Origin of the sequence: Mycobacterium sp. ITM-2016-00317 (assembly GCF_002968295.1) — a bacterium.
Taxonomy (GTDB): domain Bacteria; phylum Actinomycetota; class Actinomycetes; order Mycobacteriales; family Mycobacteriaceae; genus Mycobacterium.
In genome coordinates, this window is record NZ_CP134399.1 from 2,376,595 (window position 1) to 2,391,711 (window position 15,117).

At 69.3% G+C, this 15,117-nt stretch carries 13 protein-coding genes and 1 pseudogene; 13 read left to right on the forward strand and 1 reads right to left on the reverse strand.

The window, feature by feature from the left end; genetic code table 11:
- Positions 1-34 precede the first annotated feature (34 nt).
- The 5 genes and pseudogenes from nhaA to C6A87_RS11415 all read left to right on the forward strand — a co-directional run bounded on the left by nhaA (position 35) and on the right by C6A87_RS11415 (position 5,815).
- Positions 35-1,386, forward strand: a pseudogene (nhaA, locus tag C6A87_RS11395) (Na+/H+ antiporter NhaA).
- A 4-nt stretch (positions 1,387-1,390) separates the two neighbouring features.
- On the forward strand, positions 1,391-3,304 hold the full coding sequence (dxs, locus tag C6A87_RS11400) for a 1-deoxy-D-xylulose-5-phosphate synthase (protein WP_311117322.1): 1,914 nt from the start codon (positions 1,391-1,393) through the stop codon (positions 3,302-3,304).
- Positions 3,305-3,351: 47 nt separating this feature from the next.
- Positions 3,352-4,497, forward strand: coding sequence for a lipase family protein (locus C6A87_RS11405; protein WP_311117323.1), 1,146 nt, complete (start codon positions 3,352-3,354; stop codon positions 4,495-4,497).
- Positions 4,498-4,598: 101 nt separating this feature from the next.
- Complete coding sequence (locus C6A87_RS11410) at positions 4,599-5,363, forward strand: GntR family transcriptional regulator (RefSeq protein ID WP_311117324.1); 765 nt, start codon at positions 4,599-4,601, stop codon at positions 5,361-5,363.
- On the forward strand, positions 5,360-5,815 hold the full coding sequence (locus tag C6A87_RS11415) for a RidA family protein (RefSeq protein WP_311117325.1): 456 nt from the start codon (positions 5,360-5,362) through the stop codon (positions 5,813-5,815). The genes C6A87_RS11410 and C6A87_RS11415 overlap by 4 nt, the downstream gene beginning before the upstream one ends.
- Before the next feature lie 4 nt (positions 5,816-5,819).
- On the opposite strand, the gene C6A87_RS11420 is transcribed toward C6A87_RS11415, so the two are convergent.
- A complete protein-coding gene (locus tag C6A87_RS11420; protein WP_311117326.1) occupies positions 5,820-6,422 on the reverse strand; it encodes an SRPBCC family protein in 603 nt (200 codons plus the stop codon).
- Between the two features lie 102 nt (positions 6,423-6,524).
- Between C6A87_RS11420 and C6A87_RS11425 the strand changes: the two genes are divergently transcribed.
- The 8 genes from C6A87_RS11425 (at position 6,525) to C6A87_RS11460 (ending at position 15,057) form a co-directional block, all read left to right on the forward strand.
- Positions 6,525-7,508, forward strand: coding sequence for an LLM class flavin-dependent oxidoreductase (locus tag C6A87_RS11425; RefSeq protein WP_311117327.1), 984 nt, complete (start codon positions 6,525-6,527; stop codon positions 7,506-7,508).
- A 416-nt stretch (positions 7,509-7,924) separates the two neighbouring features.
- A complete protein-coding gene (locus C6A87_RS11430) occupies positions 7,925-8,863 on the forward strand; it encodes an ABC transporter substrate-binding protein (RefSeq protein ID WP_311117328.1) in 939 nt (312 codons plus the stop codon).
- 66 nt (positions 8,864-8,929) lie between these two features.
- Positions 8,930-9,709: an ABC transporter ATP-binding protein gene (locus C6A87_RS11435; RefSeq protein WP_311117890.1), complete on the forward strand. Its 780-nt coding sequence runs from the start codon at positions 8,930-8,932 to the stop codon at positions 9,707-9,709.
- Positions 9,706-10,554 (forward strand): ABC transporter permease, encoded by an 849-nt coding sequence (locus C6A87_RS11440; protein WP_311117329.1) that lies wholly within the window; start codon positions 9,706-9,708, stop codon positions 10,552-10,554. Before C6A87_RS11435 ends, C6A87_RS11440 begins: the two co-directional genes overlap by 4 nt.
- Before the next feature lie 94 nt (positions 10,555-10,648).
- Entirely contained in the window at positions 10,649-11,371 is a 723-nt protein-coding gene (locus tag C6A87_RS11445; RefSeq protein ID WP_311117330.1) for an ABC transporter permease subunit, read from the forward strand.
- A gap of 8 nt (positions 11,372-11,379) precedes the next feature.
- Positions 11,380-13,674, forward strand: a complete 2,295-nt coding sequence (locus tag C6A87_RS11450) for a xanthine dehydrogenase family protein molybdopterin-binding subunit (protein ID WP_311117331.1) — start codon at positions 11,380-11,382, stop codon at positions 13,672-13,674.
- Positions 13,671-14,549 carry an FAD binding domain-containing protein gene (locus tag C6A87_RS11455; RefSeq protein ID WP_311117332.1) on the forward strand — a complete coding sequence of 293 codons (879 nt, stop codon included), beginning with the start codon at positions 13,671-13,673 and terminating at the stop codon, positions 14,547-14,549. The genes C6A87_RS11450 and C6A87_RS11455 overlap by 4 nt, the downstream gene beginning before the upstream one ends.
- Positions 14,539-15,057 carry a (2Fe-2S)-binding protein gene (locus C6A87_RS11460; protein WP_311117333.1) on the forward strand — a complete coding sequence of 173 codons (519 nt, stop codon included), beginning with the start codon at positions 14,539-14,541 and terminating at the stop codon, positions 15,055-15,057. The genes C6A87_RS11455 and C6A87_RS11460 overlap by 11 nt, the downstream gene beginning before the upstream one ends.
- Positions 15,058-15,117: the final 60 nt, after the last annotated feature.

Below are 15,117 nucleotides of genomic sequence, written 5' to 3' on the forward strand. Positions count from 1 at the left end.
ACGTTCAGAGACGCCGAACAACGAGGCAGGCCTTGTGACATCCGATCCACGCAGACAACGTCTACAGCTCACTCCGTTCTCACGCGGCTCGTGGGCCGAGACCAGCAGGGTCACCGAGATCCTGCGCAAGGAGACCGTCGGCGGGGTGATCCTGCTGATCGCGGCCGCCGCTGCGCTCCTGTGGGCCAATTCCCCGTGGTCGGAGTCCTACTTCGCGCTGCGCGACCTCGAGCTCGGCGGCGAGCCGTTCGGACTGCACCTGGACCTGAGCGTCGGGACCTGGGCCGCCGACGGGCTGCTGGCCATCTTCTTCTTCGTCGTCGGGCTGGAACTCAAACGCGAGTTCGTCGCCGGTGACCTGCGCGACCCCAGCCGGGCCGCGCTGCCGATCGCGGCCGCGGTGGGCGGCATGGTCGTGCCCGCACTGATCTTCGTCGCGATCACCGCCGGCGCGGCGAGGGGGCGGTGCGCGGTTGGGCGATCCCGACCGCCACCGACATCGCGTTCGCGGTCGCGGTGCTGGCGGTGATCTCCACGCATCTGCCGTCGGCGTTGCGCACCTTCCTGCTGACCCTGGCCGTCGTCGACGACCTGCTGGCGGTCACGGTGATCGCGGTGTTCTACACCGAGGACATCAACGCGACGGCACTGGCCCTGGCCGCGGTGCCACTGGCACTCTTCGGTTTCTGCGTGCAGCGGCGGGTGCGGTCGTGGTGGGTGCTCATCCCGCTCGCGGTGGTGACCTGGGTCCTGGTGCACGAGTCCGGCGTGCACGCCACCGTGGCGGGCGTACTCCTCGGCTTCCTGGTGCCGGTGCTGCGCAGCCAGGCCGCCGGGGGACCGGAGGCGGGACCGGGCCTGGCCGAGCACTTCGAACACCGCCTCCGGCCGATCTCGGCGGGTGTGGCGATCCCGGTGTTCGCGTTCTTCGCGGCCGGGGTGAGCCTGGGGGGCGCCAGCGGTCTGGCCCGGGCGTTCAGCGACCCCATCACCCTGGGCATCGTCGCGGGGCTGGTGCTCGGCAAGCCGATCGGCATCTTCCTGACCACCAGGGTGCTGGTGGCCGTGTCCCGGGCGAAACTGGACGCTGCGCTGCGCTGGGTGGACGTGCTCGGGGTGTCCATGCTGGCGGGCATCGGGTTCACCGTGTCGCTGCTGATCGGTGATCTGGCCTACGGATTGGGCTCCGAACGTGACGAATTTGTGAAGGTCGGGGTGTTGTCGGGATCACTGTTTGCGGCCGCCGTGGCCACCGTGGTCCTGCTCACCAGAAACCGTGCCTACCGGCGCATTTACCGTGAAGAATCGGTCGACGCCGACTATGACGGAGTGCCGGATGTGTACCAGACTCAACAGGACCGGCCGGCGGGGCCGTGCGTAGACTGACGGGATGCTTGAACAGATCCGCGGTCCCGCAGATCTACAACACCTGTCGCAGGCGCAACTGGAGGAACTGGCTCGGGAGATCCGAGATTTCCTGATTCACAAGGTTGCTGCCACGGGTGGACACCTGGGACCCAACCTCGGCGTGGTCGAGTTGACGCTTGCCCTGCACCGGGTCTTCGACTCTCCGCACGATCCGATCGTGTTCGACACCGGGCATCAGGCCTACGTACACAAGATGCTCACCGGCCGCAGCCAGGACTTCGGTTCGCTGCGCAAGAAGGACGGCCTGTCCGGCTACCCGTCGCGCGCCGAGAGCGAGCACGACTGGGTGGAGTCCAGCCACGCCAGCTCGGCGCTGTCCTACGCCGACGGATTGGCCAAGGCCTTCGAGTTGTCCGGGCACCGCAACCGGCACGTGGTGGCGGTGGTCGGCGACGGCGCGCTCACCGGCGGCATGTGCTGGGAGGCGATGAACAACATCGCCGCGTCGCGGCGTCCGGTGGTCATCGTCGTCAACGACAACGGCCGTAGCTATGCGCCGACGATCGGCGGGTTCGCCGAGCACCTCGCCGGGCTCCGGCTGCAGCCGGGCTACGAGCGCGTGCTGGAGGAGGGCCGCAAGGCCGTCCGCGGCGTGCCGATGATCGGCGAGTTCTGCTATCAGTGCATGCACAGCATCAAGGCGGGCATCAAGGATGCGCTGTCGCCACAGGTGATGTTCACCGATCTCGGCCTGAAGTACGTGGGGCCGATCGACGGCCACGACGAGCACGCCGTGGAGGGTGCGCTGCGCCATGCCCGCGCGTTCAACGCGCCGGTGGTGGTGCACGTGGTGACCCGCAAGGGCATGGGCTATTCCCACGCGGAGAACGACCTCGACGACCAGATGCACGCGTGCGGGGTCATCGACCCGCAGACCGGGCTGGCCACCTCGGTGCCGGGTCCCGGCTGGACCTCCACGTTCTCCGAGGCGTTGATCCGGCTGGCGGCCAAGCGCCGCGACATCGTGGCGATCACCGCCGCGATGCCCGGGCCCACCGGGCTGAGCGCATTCCGGGAGAGTTTCCCGGACCGCTTCTTCGACGTGGGCATCGCCGAGCAGCATGCGATGACGTCGGCCGCGGGGCTGGCGATGGGTGGCATGCACCCGGTGGTGGCGATCTATTCGACGTTCCTCAACCGCGCGTTCGACCAGATGCTGATGGACGTGGCGCTGCACAAGCTTCCGGTGACGATCGTGCTGGACCGGTCCGGGGTCACCGGGCCGGACGGCGCCAGCCACAACGGCATGTGGGACCTGTCGCTGCTGGGCATCGTGCCCGGCATGCGGGTCGCCGCGCCGCGCGACGGCGCCCGGCTGCTCGAGGAACTCGGCGAGGCCGTCGAGACCAAAGACGGGCCGACCGCCGTGCGGTTCCCGAAAGGCGATGTCGGCGAGGACATCCCGGCACTCGAACGGCGTGACGGGGTGGACATCCTGGCCGTGCCCGCCGACGGGCTGTCCGAGGACGTGCTGGTGGTCGCCGTCGGTCCGTTCGCCGCGATGGCGCTGGCGGTTGCCGAGCGGCTGCGCAACCAGGGCATCGGCGTGACGGTGGTGGACCCGCGGTGGGTGCTGCCGGTCCCCGAGCTCATCGCGACGCTGGCGCCCCGGCACAAGCTGGTCGTCACCATCGAGGACAACGGCGGTCACGGCGGGGTCGGATCAGCGGTGTCGAGTGCGTTGCGGCGCAAGGAGATCGACGTGCCGTGCCGTGACGCCGCGCTGCCGCAGGAGTTCTTCGCCCACGCCTCGCGCGGTGAGGTGCTGGCCGAGGTAGGCCTGACCGAGCGCAACATCGCCCGCCAGATCACCGGCTGGGTGGCGGCGCTCGGCGCTGCCGACGGCGACCGCGAAGTCAGCGAGCGCGTGGACTGACGGTGCTGAGGACTTTCTCCGCACGCCTCGCGGCGGCGGTTCTGCTGATGATCTCTGCGCTGGTGACCGGTGTGTCCCCGGCGAACGCCGGGACCCCGGTGTGGTCGGGTCTCGACGCCAGGAGTTGGGTCGCGCCCGCGGCGTCGCCGGGCACGCTGCTGGAGACGGTGACGCTGGATCCGGCGCTGTCGGTGCCGGGCGCAGCCGCGGCGTACCGCATCCTGTACTCCACCATCGACCAGCACGACCGCCCGGCGGTCAGCACCGCTGTGGTGTTCACCCCGAAAACCGTGGCTCCGCAAGGCGGCTGGCCGGTGGTGGCGTGGGCGCACGGCACCGTCGGGCTCGGTGACGACTGCGCCCCGTCGGCGCTGCCGCGCAGCGACCGCGACGGCGAGTACCTGTCGCACTGGCTCGACCAGGGTTACGCCGTGGTCGGCAGCGACTACACCGGTCTGGGCACGCCGGGTCTGATGAGCTACCTCAACAGCCGGACCACCGCCCGGGCTGTGGTGGATTCGGTGATCGCGGCTCACCAGATGGGTCTGGACCTGTCGCCGAAGTGGGCGGTGGTCGGGCAGTCCCAGGGTGGCGGAGCCGCCGTGGCGACCGCCCGCTGGGCCACCGAGTTCAGCGCCGGACACGGACTCGACTACCGCGGCGTCGTGGCCACCGGCACCCCGGCCAACGTCGAGACCATCGTCAAGCAGGCGGGCCCCGACATGGCCGTTCCGGCCGAACTCGGTCCGATGGGCAGCGCCTACACCGCCTACATCGTCGCGGCGCTGCGGGAGGCCCGTCCCGACCTCGATCTGGACGCGGTGCTGACCCCTGCGGGCCGCGCCGCCGCCGACAAGGCCGAGACGCTCTGTGCCGGTGAGCTTCCCGGCGCCCTCGACGGGTTGACGGTGCCCGGATTCTTCACCGCGCCGATCGCGTCGATCCCCGGCGCCGGCGAGGCGATCGATGCGTTCATGGGCATCCCGGCGGACGGTTACGACCGGCCGATCTTCCTCGGTGTCGGTCTGCAGGATCGCGACGTGCCCCCGGATCTGACCCTGCGGTTCGCCGAGCGGTTGACGGCCAACGGCCAGGACGTGACGCTGAAGGTGTACCCGGACTCCGACCACAGCGGTACGGTGCTGACGTCGATGCCGGATTCGAGCGCGTTCCTGTCGCGGGTGCTGGCCTGAGCGCTGCCGGTCAGCGCGCGAACCGCGGTCTGCGGGCAGAAGTTTGACTCGTTGGCACAGGTGATCGCATAGTGTATCCAATCACCTGAAAGCGAGAGCCGATGTCACCGCGCACCGCAACCAATCGTTCCGGACCCCGGAACAACAACGAGGGCGACGCGTCGAGGGCCCCGGCCGCGGATGCCGATCGGGGACGCCGGTCGGATTTCGTCCGCCCCAAGACCGCCCAGCAGGCCGTCGCGGAGGCGCTGCGGCACGACATCACCACCGGCAAGCTGGCCCCCGGAAGCTGGATCGTGCAGGAGGCGGTCGCCGAGCAGTTCGGCATGTCGCGCATCCCGATCCGCGAAGCGCTCAAGACGCTGGAGGCCGAGGAGTACATCACCTACGTGCCGCACAGCGGCTACCGCGTCACCAAACTCAGCCTGACTGACCTGGTCGAGGTGTTCACCCTGCGCGCCATCCTGGAGGAGGCGCTGATCCGGGATGCGATGCCCGGGGTCACCGACCAGATCGTCGACGAGATGCGCAGCTGCAACGCCGAGATGGACAAGGCGCTCGCCGAGGGCGATCTGATCTCGGTCGGCGTCTTCAACCGGCAGTTCCATTTCCTGACCTTCCACGCCAGCGGGATGGCCCGCACCAAACGCATCGTCACCCAGTTGTGGAACACCGCCGACGCGTACCGGCCGATGTACTCGACGCTGCTCGACATGCCGAAGGTGTGCCACGAGCACGTGGCGATGATCGACGCGATGGCCGCGCGTGACGTCGAACGGATGGTGGCGCTCAACAACGAGCACCGCGCCCACGCGATCGAGCCGATCCACCGGATCTTCGAGTCCGAGCCGGACACGACGGCGTGACGGTCGCCGACCGGCTGCGCGAGTTGGGGCTGTCCCTTCCCGCCGCGCCGCCCCCGAAGGGTGCCTATTTCCCGAGCCGGCGGTGCGGCGATCAGCTCTGGGTCTCGGGTGCGACGGCCCGCCGGGCCGGGGTGCCCGCGCTGCGCGGGATCGTCGGCGACGATGTGAGCGTCGAGACCGCCCAGGAACAGGCGGCACTGGCCGCGTTGAATCTTCTCGGCTCGATCGACGCCGCGGTGGGGCTGGATGCGGTACGCGCGGTGGTGCAGCTGCGCGGCTATGTGCGCGCGGTCGGCGAATTCGACGCCCATCCGACGGTCATCGACGGTGCGTCGCAGGTGCTGATCGACGTGTTCGGTGCGGACGTCGGCGCGCACGCGCGGACCGCGATCGGTGTCGCGTCGCTGCCGGGCGGTGCCTGCGTGGAACTTGACCTCGTAGTCAGCGTCTAGGTGGTCAGCGTCGTGCAGGGCTGAGGCGGTCCAGCCAGCGCCCGATCGCCAGGCCCAGGGCGAGTCCGGCGAATCCGTTGGCCGCCAACGTGATCCATTCCGGTCGTGGTGCCGGGGCCGGGCGTGACGGGCGTTCGGTGATCGCGGCGGCAGACGGTGTGGGGCCGCCGACGATCACGGCGTCGAGCCGTTCGACGAACTGGCCGATGATGCGATTGCTCACCGGCACGATCGCGCTCTTGCCGAATTGGGCGATGCGGCCGCTGAGTTCGAGGTCGGTGGTGACGGTGACGGCCGTCCTGCCGGCCTGTTCGCGGGCCACCAGGCGCACCGTGGCCTCGGTCGAGCCGTTGCCCTTCCGGTCGGCGGCCGTGCCGGAGACCACCATCTCCCTGGCGGCGTCGTCCTGGGTGACCAGAGTCGCCTTGCCTGCCAACGTCATTCCGATCGGGCCGACCTTGACAGTGACGTGGGCGTGGTAGTCGGCGCCGTCACGGTGGTCCAGTTCGGCGCCCGGGACGCACCGGACGACGGTCGGGATGTCGGTGAGCACCGCCCACGCGTCGTCCAGCGGCGCGTCGACCGTGAACTCGTTGATGAGTTTCATTCGCTGCCTCCGGTTGTGGTTCGGACCACGTCACCCTACGATTGGATACGATATACAGCAATCTCAAACTCGCCCCCGAGGAGGCTTTTCCGAATGCTGAGCATGGGTGTAGGACTGTTCCCCACCGAACCGGCGGCAGCGATGTGTTCCTATGTCCGGCTGTGTGAGGACCTCGGCTACGACCACGTCTGGTTCGGCGATTCCCAGAACATCTGGCGGGAGTCGTCGACGGTGATGGGTGCGGCGGCGGTCGGCACGGAGCGGATCGTGTTCGGCACGGGGGTCACCAACGCGGTCACCCGGCACCCCTCGCTGCTGGCCTCCACGTGGGCCACCCTGGCCGAGTTCACCGGTGGCCGAGTCGCTCTGGGTATCGGCACCGGGGACTCGTCGCTGCGGACGATGGGCCTCAAGCCCCTCAAGCTGGCGGAACTGGAGAAGTCGATCACGGACCTGCGGGCGCTGTTCCGCGGCGAGAAGGTCGCCGAACCCACCAGTGGCGCCGAGTACCACCTGAACTACCTCACCGGCCCGGTGGACATCCCGATCTACATCGCGGCGTCCGCGCCGAAGATCCTGGAGATGTCCGGCCGCATCGCCGACGGCGTCATCGTCCTGGTGGGCACGGCGCCCGAGTTCATCGAGGGCGCGCTGCAGACCATCGAACGGGGCGCGCGGCAGAGCGGGCGCACGCTCGACGATCTGCACATCGTGTTGTGGACCCCGACGGCGATCGGCGAGGACAGCACCGAGGCGCGAGATCTGGTGCGCGCACACGTCTCCCGGGTCGCGATCCGTCCGCTGCCGGCCAAGGTGGACCCCTCGTTGGAGAAGGCCATCGACCGGATCCGGGAGCAGTACAACTACTACGAGCACATGAATCCCGAGGCCGCACACGCCGACCTGGTGCCCGACGAGCTCGTCGATCTCTTCGCGCTGGCAGGCACCAAGGCCGAGTGTGCCCAGCGCCTCAAGGAGATCGAGTCCCTCGGGGTCGACCAGGTGTCGATCGTGCCGTTCGTGCGGCCCGGTCAGAGTCGTGAGGGCACGATTCGCGCCTTCGCCGACATCGTCAACGGTCGCTAGGGTGAGCCGGCCCGACGCCGCGGACCTGCGGGCGCACCCGGCGCCGGGCAGTGCCGTGCCCGGCGCGCCCCCGGCGTTGAAGCGGGCGCTGACCCCCGCTGACGGGGTCGTCGAATCTGGACCTGCGCCGACGGCCGCCACCGAATATGCTGACCCGCGGCGCGAGGCCGGGAACGCCGAAGCTGCGAACCGATCCGGTCTGCATGGCGCGTTCGCGCTGCTGGGAGTCGCGGCGGGGCTGGAACTGGCCGCTGTGATCTCCCGCCGACATCGCGGTAAATGTTGACCAAGATCACACAGCTTCGTATAGTGTATCCAATATTCAACCCCCTTCTGGAGGCTCCCTTTATGTCACGGTTCCCCAAGGTCATCGGCGCGATCGTCGCCACGTCCGCCCTTCTCGTCGGTGCCACCGCGTGTGCCGACGAATCCGCCGGGCCTGGCCGAACGCCGGCGGCGGGGGAGCCGCGACCGACACGCTGAGCATCTCGGCGACCGGCGTCGACAGCCTCCCCTTCATGGCGATCCTGACCGCGGGCATCAACAAGAAGTGGTTCGAGGAGGAGGGCCTCAAGGTCGACCTGTTCTCCGGCGGCGGCGGCGGCAACACGCTGCGCGTCGTGACCAGCGGTGACGCCGACATGGCGATCGCGGGCAACAGCTCGGTGCTTCTTGCTGCGCAGAAACCCGATTCGAACCTCAAGGTCGTCGCGCCGTGGTTCCAGATCAACGACTTCTCCTGGATCAGCCCGCCCGGGCGTTCGATCGAGGGCGCCGTACTGGGCTTCAGCTCCGCCGGTTCGTCGACCGAACTTCTCGTCAAGGGTCTGGAACGTGAACTCGGCCAAGGTGTCCGGGCGCAGGCGGTCGGCCAGATGGGTGACAACTGGACCGCCGCCAAGGCGAACCAGATCACCGCGGGCTGGGCCATGCAACCGTTCATCGCGGAGAAGCAGGCCACCGAGAACGCCGAGGTGCTGATCAACTCCCGCGACGTGCTGGGCGACCTGCCCGCCGACCTGGTCGCGGTCAACACCGATTACGCCGAGGCCAACCCCGAGAATCTGAAGAAGTTCTTCAAGGTCGCCGACCGGCTCAACGAGTGGGTCGTGTCCAACCCTGACGAGGCCGGCGCCGAGATCGGGCCGCTGGTGGGGGTCTCCCCGGAGGTCATGCAGGCCGCCCTGCGCAACAACCCCGACCTGGCCAAGGCCTACTCGCTCAAGGTCGATCCCGAGGGCCTGAACAACCTCTCCGAACTGATGCTGGCCGCCGGCCAGATCGACCAGCCGGTGGACTGGGCCACGGTGCTGGACCAGCAGTACCTGCCCGAGGATGACCGGGCCACCTTCTGACCGACCGTCGACTCCCAGCCCACGACCGAGCGAAAAGGTAGCGTCTTGAACTCACCAGGCATCGAGATGACCGGAGTGTCAGTCGTTTTCGACACACCGGCCCGTCGCGTCACGGCGGTCACCGGCATCGACCAGAGTGTTCCGCATTCGAGCTTCGTGTCCATCGTCGGGCCGAGCGGATGCGGGAAGTCGACCCTGCTCGCAGTGGTCGCGGGTCTGCAGAAGGCCACCACCGGCACCGTCAGCGTCGCCGGCACGCCGGTGACCGGCCCCGACCCGAAGATCGGCGTGGTGTTCCAGGAGGACTCGACGTTGCCGTGGCGCACCGTCGAGGAGAACGTCAGCTTCGCCATGGAGATGATCGGCGTCCCGAAGGACACGCGGCGCAAGCGGGCCAAGGAAGCCGTCGACCTGGTCGGCTTGAGCGGATTCGAGAAGTCTTATCCCTCACAGCTATCCGGCGGTATGCGGCAGCGTGTCGCGCTGGCGCGCACGCTGGCGGTGCAGCCTGAGGTGGTGCTGATGGACGAGCCGTTCGCAGCGCTCGACCAGCAGACCCGGCTGTTCCTCGGCACCGAGGTGCGCCAGATCTGGGCCAGGACGAAGCAGACGATCATGTTCGTCACGCACGACATCTCCGAGGCGATCCTGCTCTCGCAGCAGGTCTGGGTGATGTCGTACCGTCCCGGAACGATCATCGACGTCGTCGACATCGACCTGCCGGGGGAGCGCGACGCCGGGGTGGTCTCCACGCCGCGCTTCAACGAGCTGCACAACCGGATCTGGGGATCCCTGCAGGCCGAGTCGATGCGTGGCTTCCAGCAGCAGGAGACGGCGGCCACGTGAGCACCTCGTTCGCGGCCACCGACGACCTGCCCACCGAGGCCACGCCGCCCGGGACACCGGCCGCCACGCAGCGTCGCGGGCGCCGGTTCGGGAAACTGGCCTACAGCGCGGGGTCGACGGTCGCGCTGCTGCTGGTGTTCACCGCGTTCGCCGAGATCGGCTCCGCGGTGGGCTGGTGGAACGACCACGTGATGCCCGCGCCGTCGGTGATCCTCGCCGAGTTGGGCGTTCTGCTCACCGAATCGCAGTTCTGGCTGGACGCGCAGCGCACCGGCATCGAGGTCGCGCTGTCGATCCTGTTCGGCTGCCTGCTCGGGTTCGCCGCGGGCCTGCTGTTCTGGAAGGTCCCGCTGCTGGGCCGGGTGTTCGAGCCGTACCTGGTCTCGTTCTACGCCGTGCCGCTGGTGCTGTTCTACCCGGTGATGATCGTGCTCGTCGGCATCAACTCGATGTCGGTGATCATCCTGGCCACCATCATGGCGGCCATCCCGATGGCGCTGAACACCGCCGTGGGCCTGAACCAGATGCCGCCGGTGTACATGAAGCTGGCGCGCTCGCTGAAAGCCTCACCGCGGCAGACCCTCTTCGCGATCGCCATCCCCGCCGCCGGACCGTTCATCGTCGCCGGTCTGCGGCTGGCGGTGGTGTACGCGCTGATCGGCACCATCGCGATGGAGTTCACCACGGCCCAGGCCGGATTGGGGTACCGGATCCGGTATCTCTACGAGATCTTCGACAACGTCGGCATGTTCGCCTACATCGTGGTCGTGCTGTTGCTGTCGTGCCTGCTGACGGTCGCGCTGGCCACCGTCGAGCGGGTGTTGTTGCGAGGGAGGAACGCGTGACCGCCACCATGCCGGCCCAGTCCCGAGCCCGAAGCCGACCTCGACCGATAGCGACACCGAACGCGTTGCACCGTCCCGCTTCTCGTGGCGTGCCGTGCTGGCCAGCCAGGCCTTCGGGGCCAGCCTGCTGGCGGTCGTGGTGGTGCTCGCCTGGCAGGTGATGTCCGGTCTGACGTTCGTGATCCCGTCACCGGCGCAGACGATCGTGGTGCTGTTCGAGAATCTGTCGGATCCCGCCTATCTGTTCGACCTGCGCGTGACCGCGCAGGCGGTGCTGATGGCGTTCGTCGTCGGTACCGCTGTCGGCGGCGGGGTGGGCCTGCTGCTCGGTCTGTCGAGCCGGCTGCGGATGATCTTCGAACCGCTCATCATCATGCTCAACGGGATTCCCAAGATCGTGCTCTACCCGGTGCTGCTGCCGATCTTCAGCCTGTCGGGTTCCAAGGTCGTGATGGGGGTGTTGTTCGCACTGTTCCCGGTGCTGATCAACGTGTCCACCGGCGTGCAGGAGATCCCGAAGGTCTACTGGAAGCTGGCCCGCTCGGTGCGTGCCAACGCCTGGCAGATGTTGACCCACATCATCTTTCCGGCAATCCGGCGTCCGCTGCTGACCGGGATCCGGCTTGCCGTCAGCCTCGCGGTGGTCGGCGTCGTGCTCTCGGAGTTCTTCGCCACCCGGCGCGGTCTGGGCAGAGTCGTGCTGCAGGCCTACAGCCACGGCGACTACCCGTCGATGGTGGCCACCATCATGCTGCTGATCACGATCTCGTTCGGTATCTCGATCGCCCTGTGGCAGTGGGAGAAACGGCTACATTGAGCCGATCAGTGGGCAGCTCGGTGCGGCGCCGGGAGGACGACCGCATGCTGGCCGGGAACGGGCGGTTCCTGGCCGATCACGCCGCGGGCGCCAAACACGTCGTGTTCATCAGGTCCACCCAGGCACACGCCAGGATCACCGGCATCGACACCGGCGCCGCCGAGCAGATGCCCGGTGTGCACGGCGTTTTCACCGCGGCCGACCTCGGCCTGGAGCACACGCCGATCCCGTCGTTGACCACGCCTGATCCCGACTTCACCGCGGCCACCTCGCTGGTGCTCGCCGAGCAGCGGCTGGCGATCCTCGCCTCGGACCGGGTGCACTTCGTCGGCCAGCCGATCGCGGTCGTGGTCGCCGACGACCGGTATCTGGCCGAGGACGCCGCCGAGCACGTCGTGGTGTCCTACCAGGGCTTGGAACCGGTCGTCGACGCCGCGGCGGCGCTCGACCCCGCCGCTCCCGTGCTGTTCGACCACCTGGGCCACAACGAGGCGGCCCGGCTGGAGTACGAGTTCGGCGATCCCGGGCACGCGTTCGAGGCGGCGGCGCATGTGGTCGAGGACACCTACCGGATGGAGCGGCACGGTGCGGTGCCGCTGGAATGCCGCGGTGTGCTGGCCGAATACGCCGCCCCGCTGGGCCGCGTCGAGGTGTCCACCTCTACCCAGATCCCGCACATGGTGCGCAACGCGATCTGCTCGGTGACGGGCTGGACGCGCGACCAGGTGAAGGTCAGCGTGCCCGACGTCGGCGGTGGATTCGGCACCAAGGCCAACGTGTACGCCGAGGAAGTCGTCCTCGCGGTGCTCGCCGAACACGTCCGGCGCCGGCTGATCTGGGTCGAGGACCGGCAGGAACATCTGGTTTCCAGTGCGCAGGCGCGCGACCAGACGCACCGGGCTCGGCTGGCGGTCGACGCGGCCGGGCGGATCCTGGCGTGGGACGTCGACTTCGTCGTCGACATCGGCGCCGGAAGCCTCTGGGTCGCAGGCATCGTGGCCAACACCGCGGTGCACCTGATGGGGCCCTACCGCGTCCCGGCGGTGCACGTACGCGGCCGGGCCGCGCTGACCAACAAGACGCTGGTGGCGCAGTATCGCGGTGCGGGCCGGCCGGAGGCGACGTTCTCGCTGGAACGCAGCCTCGACGCGGCCGCTGCCGCGGTGGGCATCTCCGGGGCCGAGATCCGCAGGCGCAACCTGTTGACCGCCGAGGACATGCCCTATCCGCGGCCCATCCCGTACCGCGACGGGGTGCCGATCGTCTACGACGGTGGCGACTACCTCGCGTGCCTGGAGTCGGTGCTGGCGGCGCTGCCGCCGTCGGAGGCCGACGTGTGCGCCCTGCAGAACCCGGACCACCACATCGGTTACGGGCTGTCGTCTTACCTGGAGGCGACCGGGCGCGGACCGCACGAGACCGGGCGCGCGCGCCTGCTGCCCGACGGCCGGTTCGAGGTGACGGCCGGGGCGGCCTCGGCGGGCCAGGGACATGAGACGGTCTTCGCGCAGGTGGCCGCCGACGCGCTGGAGGTCCCGCTGGAGCGGGTGCGCTACGTGGCCTCGGACACCGAACGCCTGCCCGAGGGGGTGGGCACGTTCGCCAGCCGGTCGGCCATCCTGGCCGGCTCGGCGGTGCACCAGGCGTGCCGTGAGCTGCTGGAGCTCGCGTCGGCGCGCGCCGCGGACCTGATGGGCGCCGCCCACGCCGATTACGCCGACGGCCGGTTCACCGCGGGCGACCAGGTGCTGGGCTGGGACGAACTGGCCGCGGCGGGCCGGGTCGGCGGGGCAGGCGAAAGCAGTGCGGCACTGGACGTGACGTCGGTGTACCGGGTCGAGACGGTGACCTGGACGATGGGCGTGCACGCGGTGATCGTCGGTGTGCACCGGCGGACCGGAATCGTGAAGGTGTTGCGCTACGCGGTATCCCACGAGGGAGGCCGGGAGATCAACCCGCGCATCGTCGAGGGCCAGATCGTCGGCGGCGTCGCGCAGGGCATCGGTGGCGCGCTCTTCGAGGCGTGGCGGTACTCGCCGACCGGGGAGCCGACCTCGACCACCTTCGCGGCCTACCACCTGCCGCTGACCACCGACGTGCCCGACGTGATCGTCAGTCATCTGGCCGTCGACACCCCGGCCAATCCCCTCGGCGTGCGCGGCGCGGGGGAGAGCGGCACCATCGCCGTGTACTCGGCGGTGGCCGGTGCCGTCGACGACGCCGTCGGCGGCGGTCTGCACGTCACCAGCACGCCGATCCAGACCGGTGACCTGTGCCGGGCGCTTGACCGGGTGGCCTCGTGAAGCCGGCGCCCTTCGACTACCACCGGCCCGAAACGGTCGCCGGGGCATTGGATCTGCTGGCCGGGGACCCCGACGCCAAGCTGCTGGCCGGCGGCCAGTCGCTGCTGACGTTGATGAACCTGCGCCTTGCCCGGCCGTCGGCGGTGATCGACATCGGCAGGCTCACCGAACTGAACCGGATCTTCGACGACACCGACGACCTGATCCTGGGCACTTTGGTGACGCACCGCACCGTGGAGGTGGACCCGCTGATCGCGGCGCGCGCTCCGCTGCTGAGCGAGGCGGCGCGGCACATCGGGCATGTCGGCATCCGTAACCGCGGCACGATCGGCGGTTCCATCGCCCACGCCGACCCTGCCGCCGAGATGCCCTTGGCCACACTCGTTCTGGACGCGACATTCCATGTCGAGTCGGCGTCGTCCGGGCGACGCACGGTCGGCGCGGACGAGATGTTCGTGTCCTTCTACACCAACGCGCTGGCGCCCGACGAGATGATCACCTGGATCTCGGTGCCCGGGATCCGGCCGGACCAGGGCTGGGGTTTCGTCGAATACGCCCACCAGCACGGCGATTACGGCCTGGCCGGCGCGGGTTGCATGCTCACCCTCGGACCCGACGGCCGGATCTCGGCGCTGCGCGCCGGCGTGCTGAGCGTGGCCGACCGGCCGCTGCTGTTCGTGGGCGACGATGTGGTCGGCGAGCTGCCGTCGGAACGGTTGTGGCACCAGCTGGGCCTGCGGTGGGCCGCAGGCACGGAACCGGTCGCCGACGACGCCGACTATGCGCGGCGGCTCTGCGCGGCCGCGCTGACCGAGGCGATGACCGCCGCGCACCGGCGCGCCGGCGCGTCCGGAAGGGAGCACGATGCAGGCTGACACACCGGCGCCGGTGACCATCTCGCTGATCGTGAACGGCAGGCAGATCTCCCGCGCCGTGTCTCCCCGGCTCACGCTCGCCGACTTCCTGCGCGACGAACTCGGGCTCACCGGAACGCATCTGGGCTGCGAGCACGGGGTCTGCGGCGCATGCACGGTGTTCGTCGACGGCCGTTCCGGACGGGCGTGCCTGATGCTCGCGGTGCAGGCCGACGGGCTGCGGGTGGACACCGTGGAGGGGCTCGACCAGTTCGAAGAGGCCGCGCGGCTCAAGCAGGCGTTCACCCGGTGCGGTGGGCTGCAGTGCGGCTTCTGCACCCCGGGATTCCTCGTCAGCGCCGTCGAACTGCTGCGCGATCCGGATGCGGAGAAGCCGCTGACCGCCGAGTCGGTGCGGGAAGCATTGTCGGGCAACGTGTGTCGCTGCACCGGCTATCAGGGCATCGTGGCGGCGGTACTGGATGCCGCGGCGGCGCCCGCCGATGGCGCGGACAGTGCCGAGTCCTGACGGTGCACCCACTTCGGCGGTGCCGCCGGCCCCGCGCCGCCGGCATCCCGCGGAGCTGCT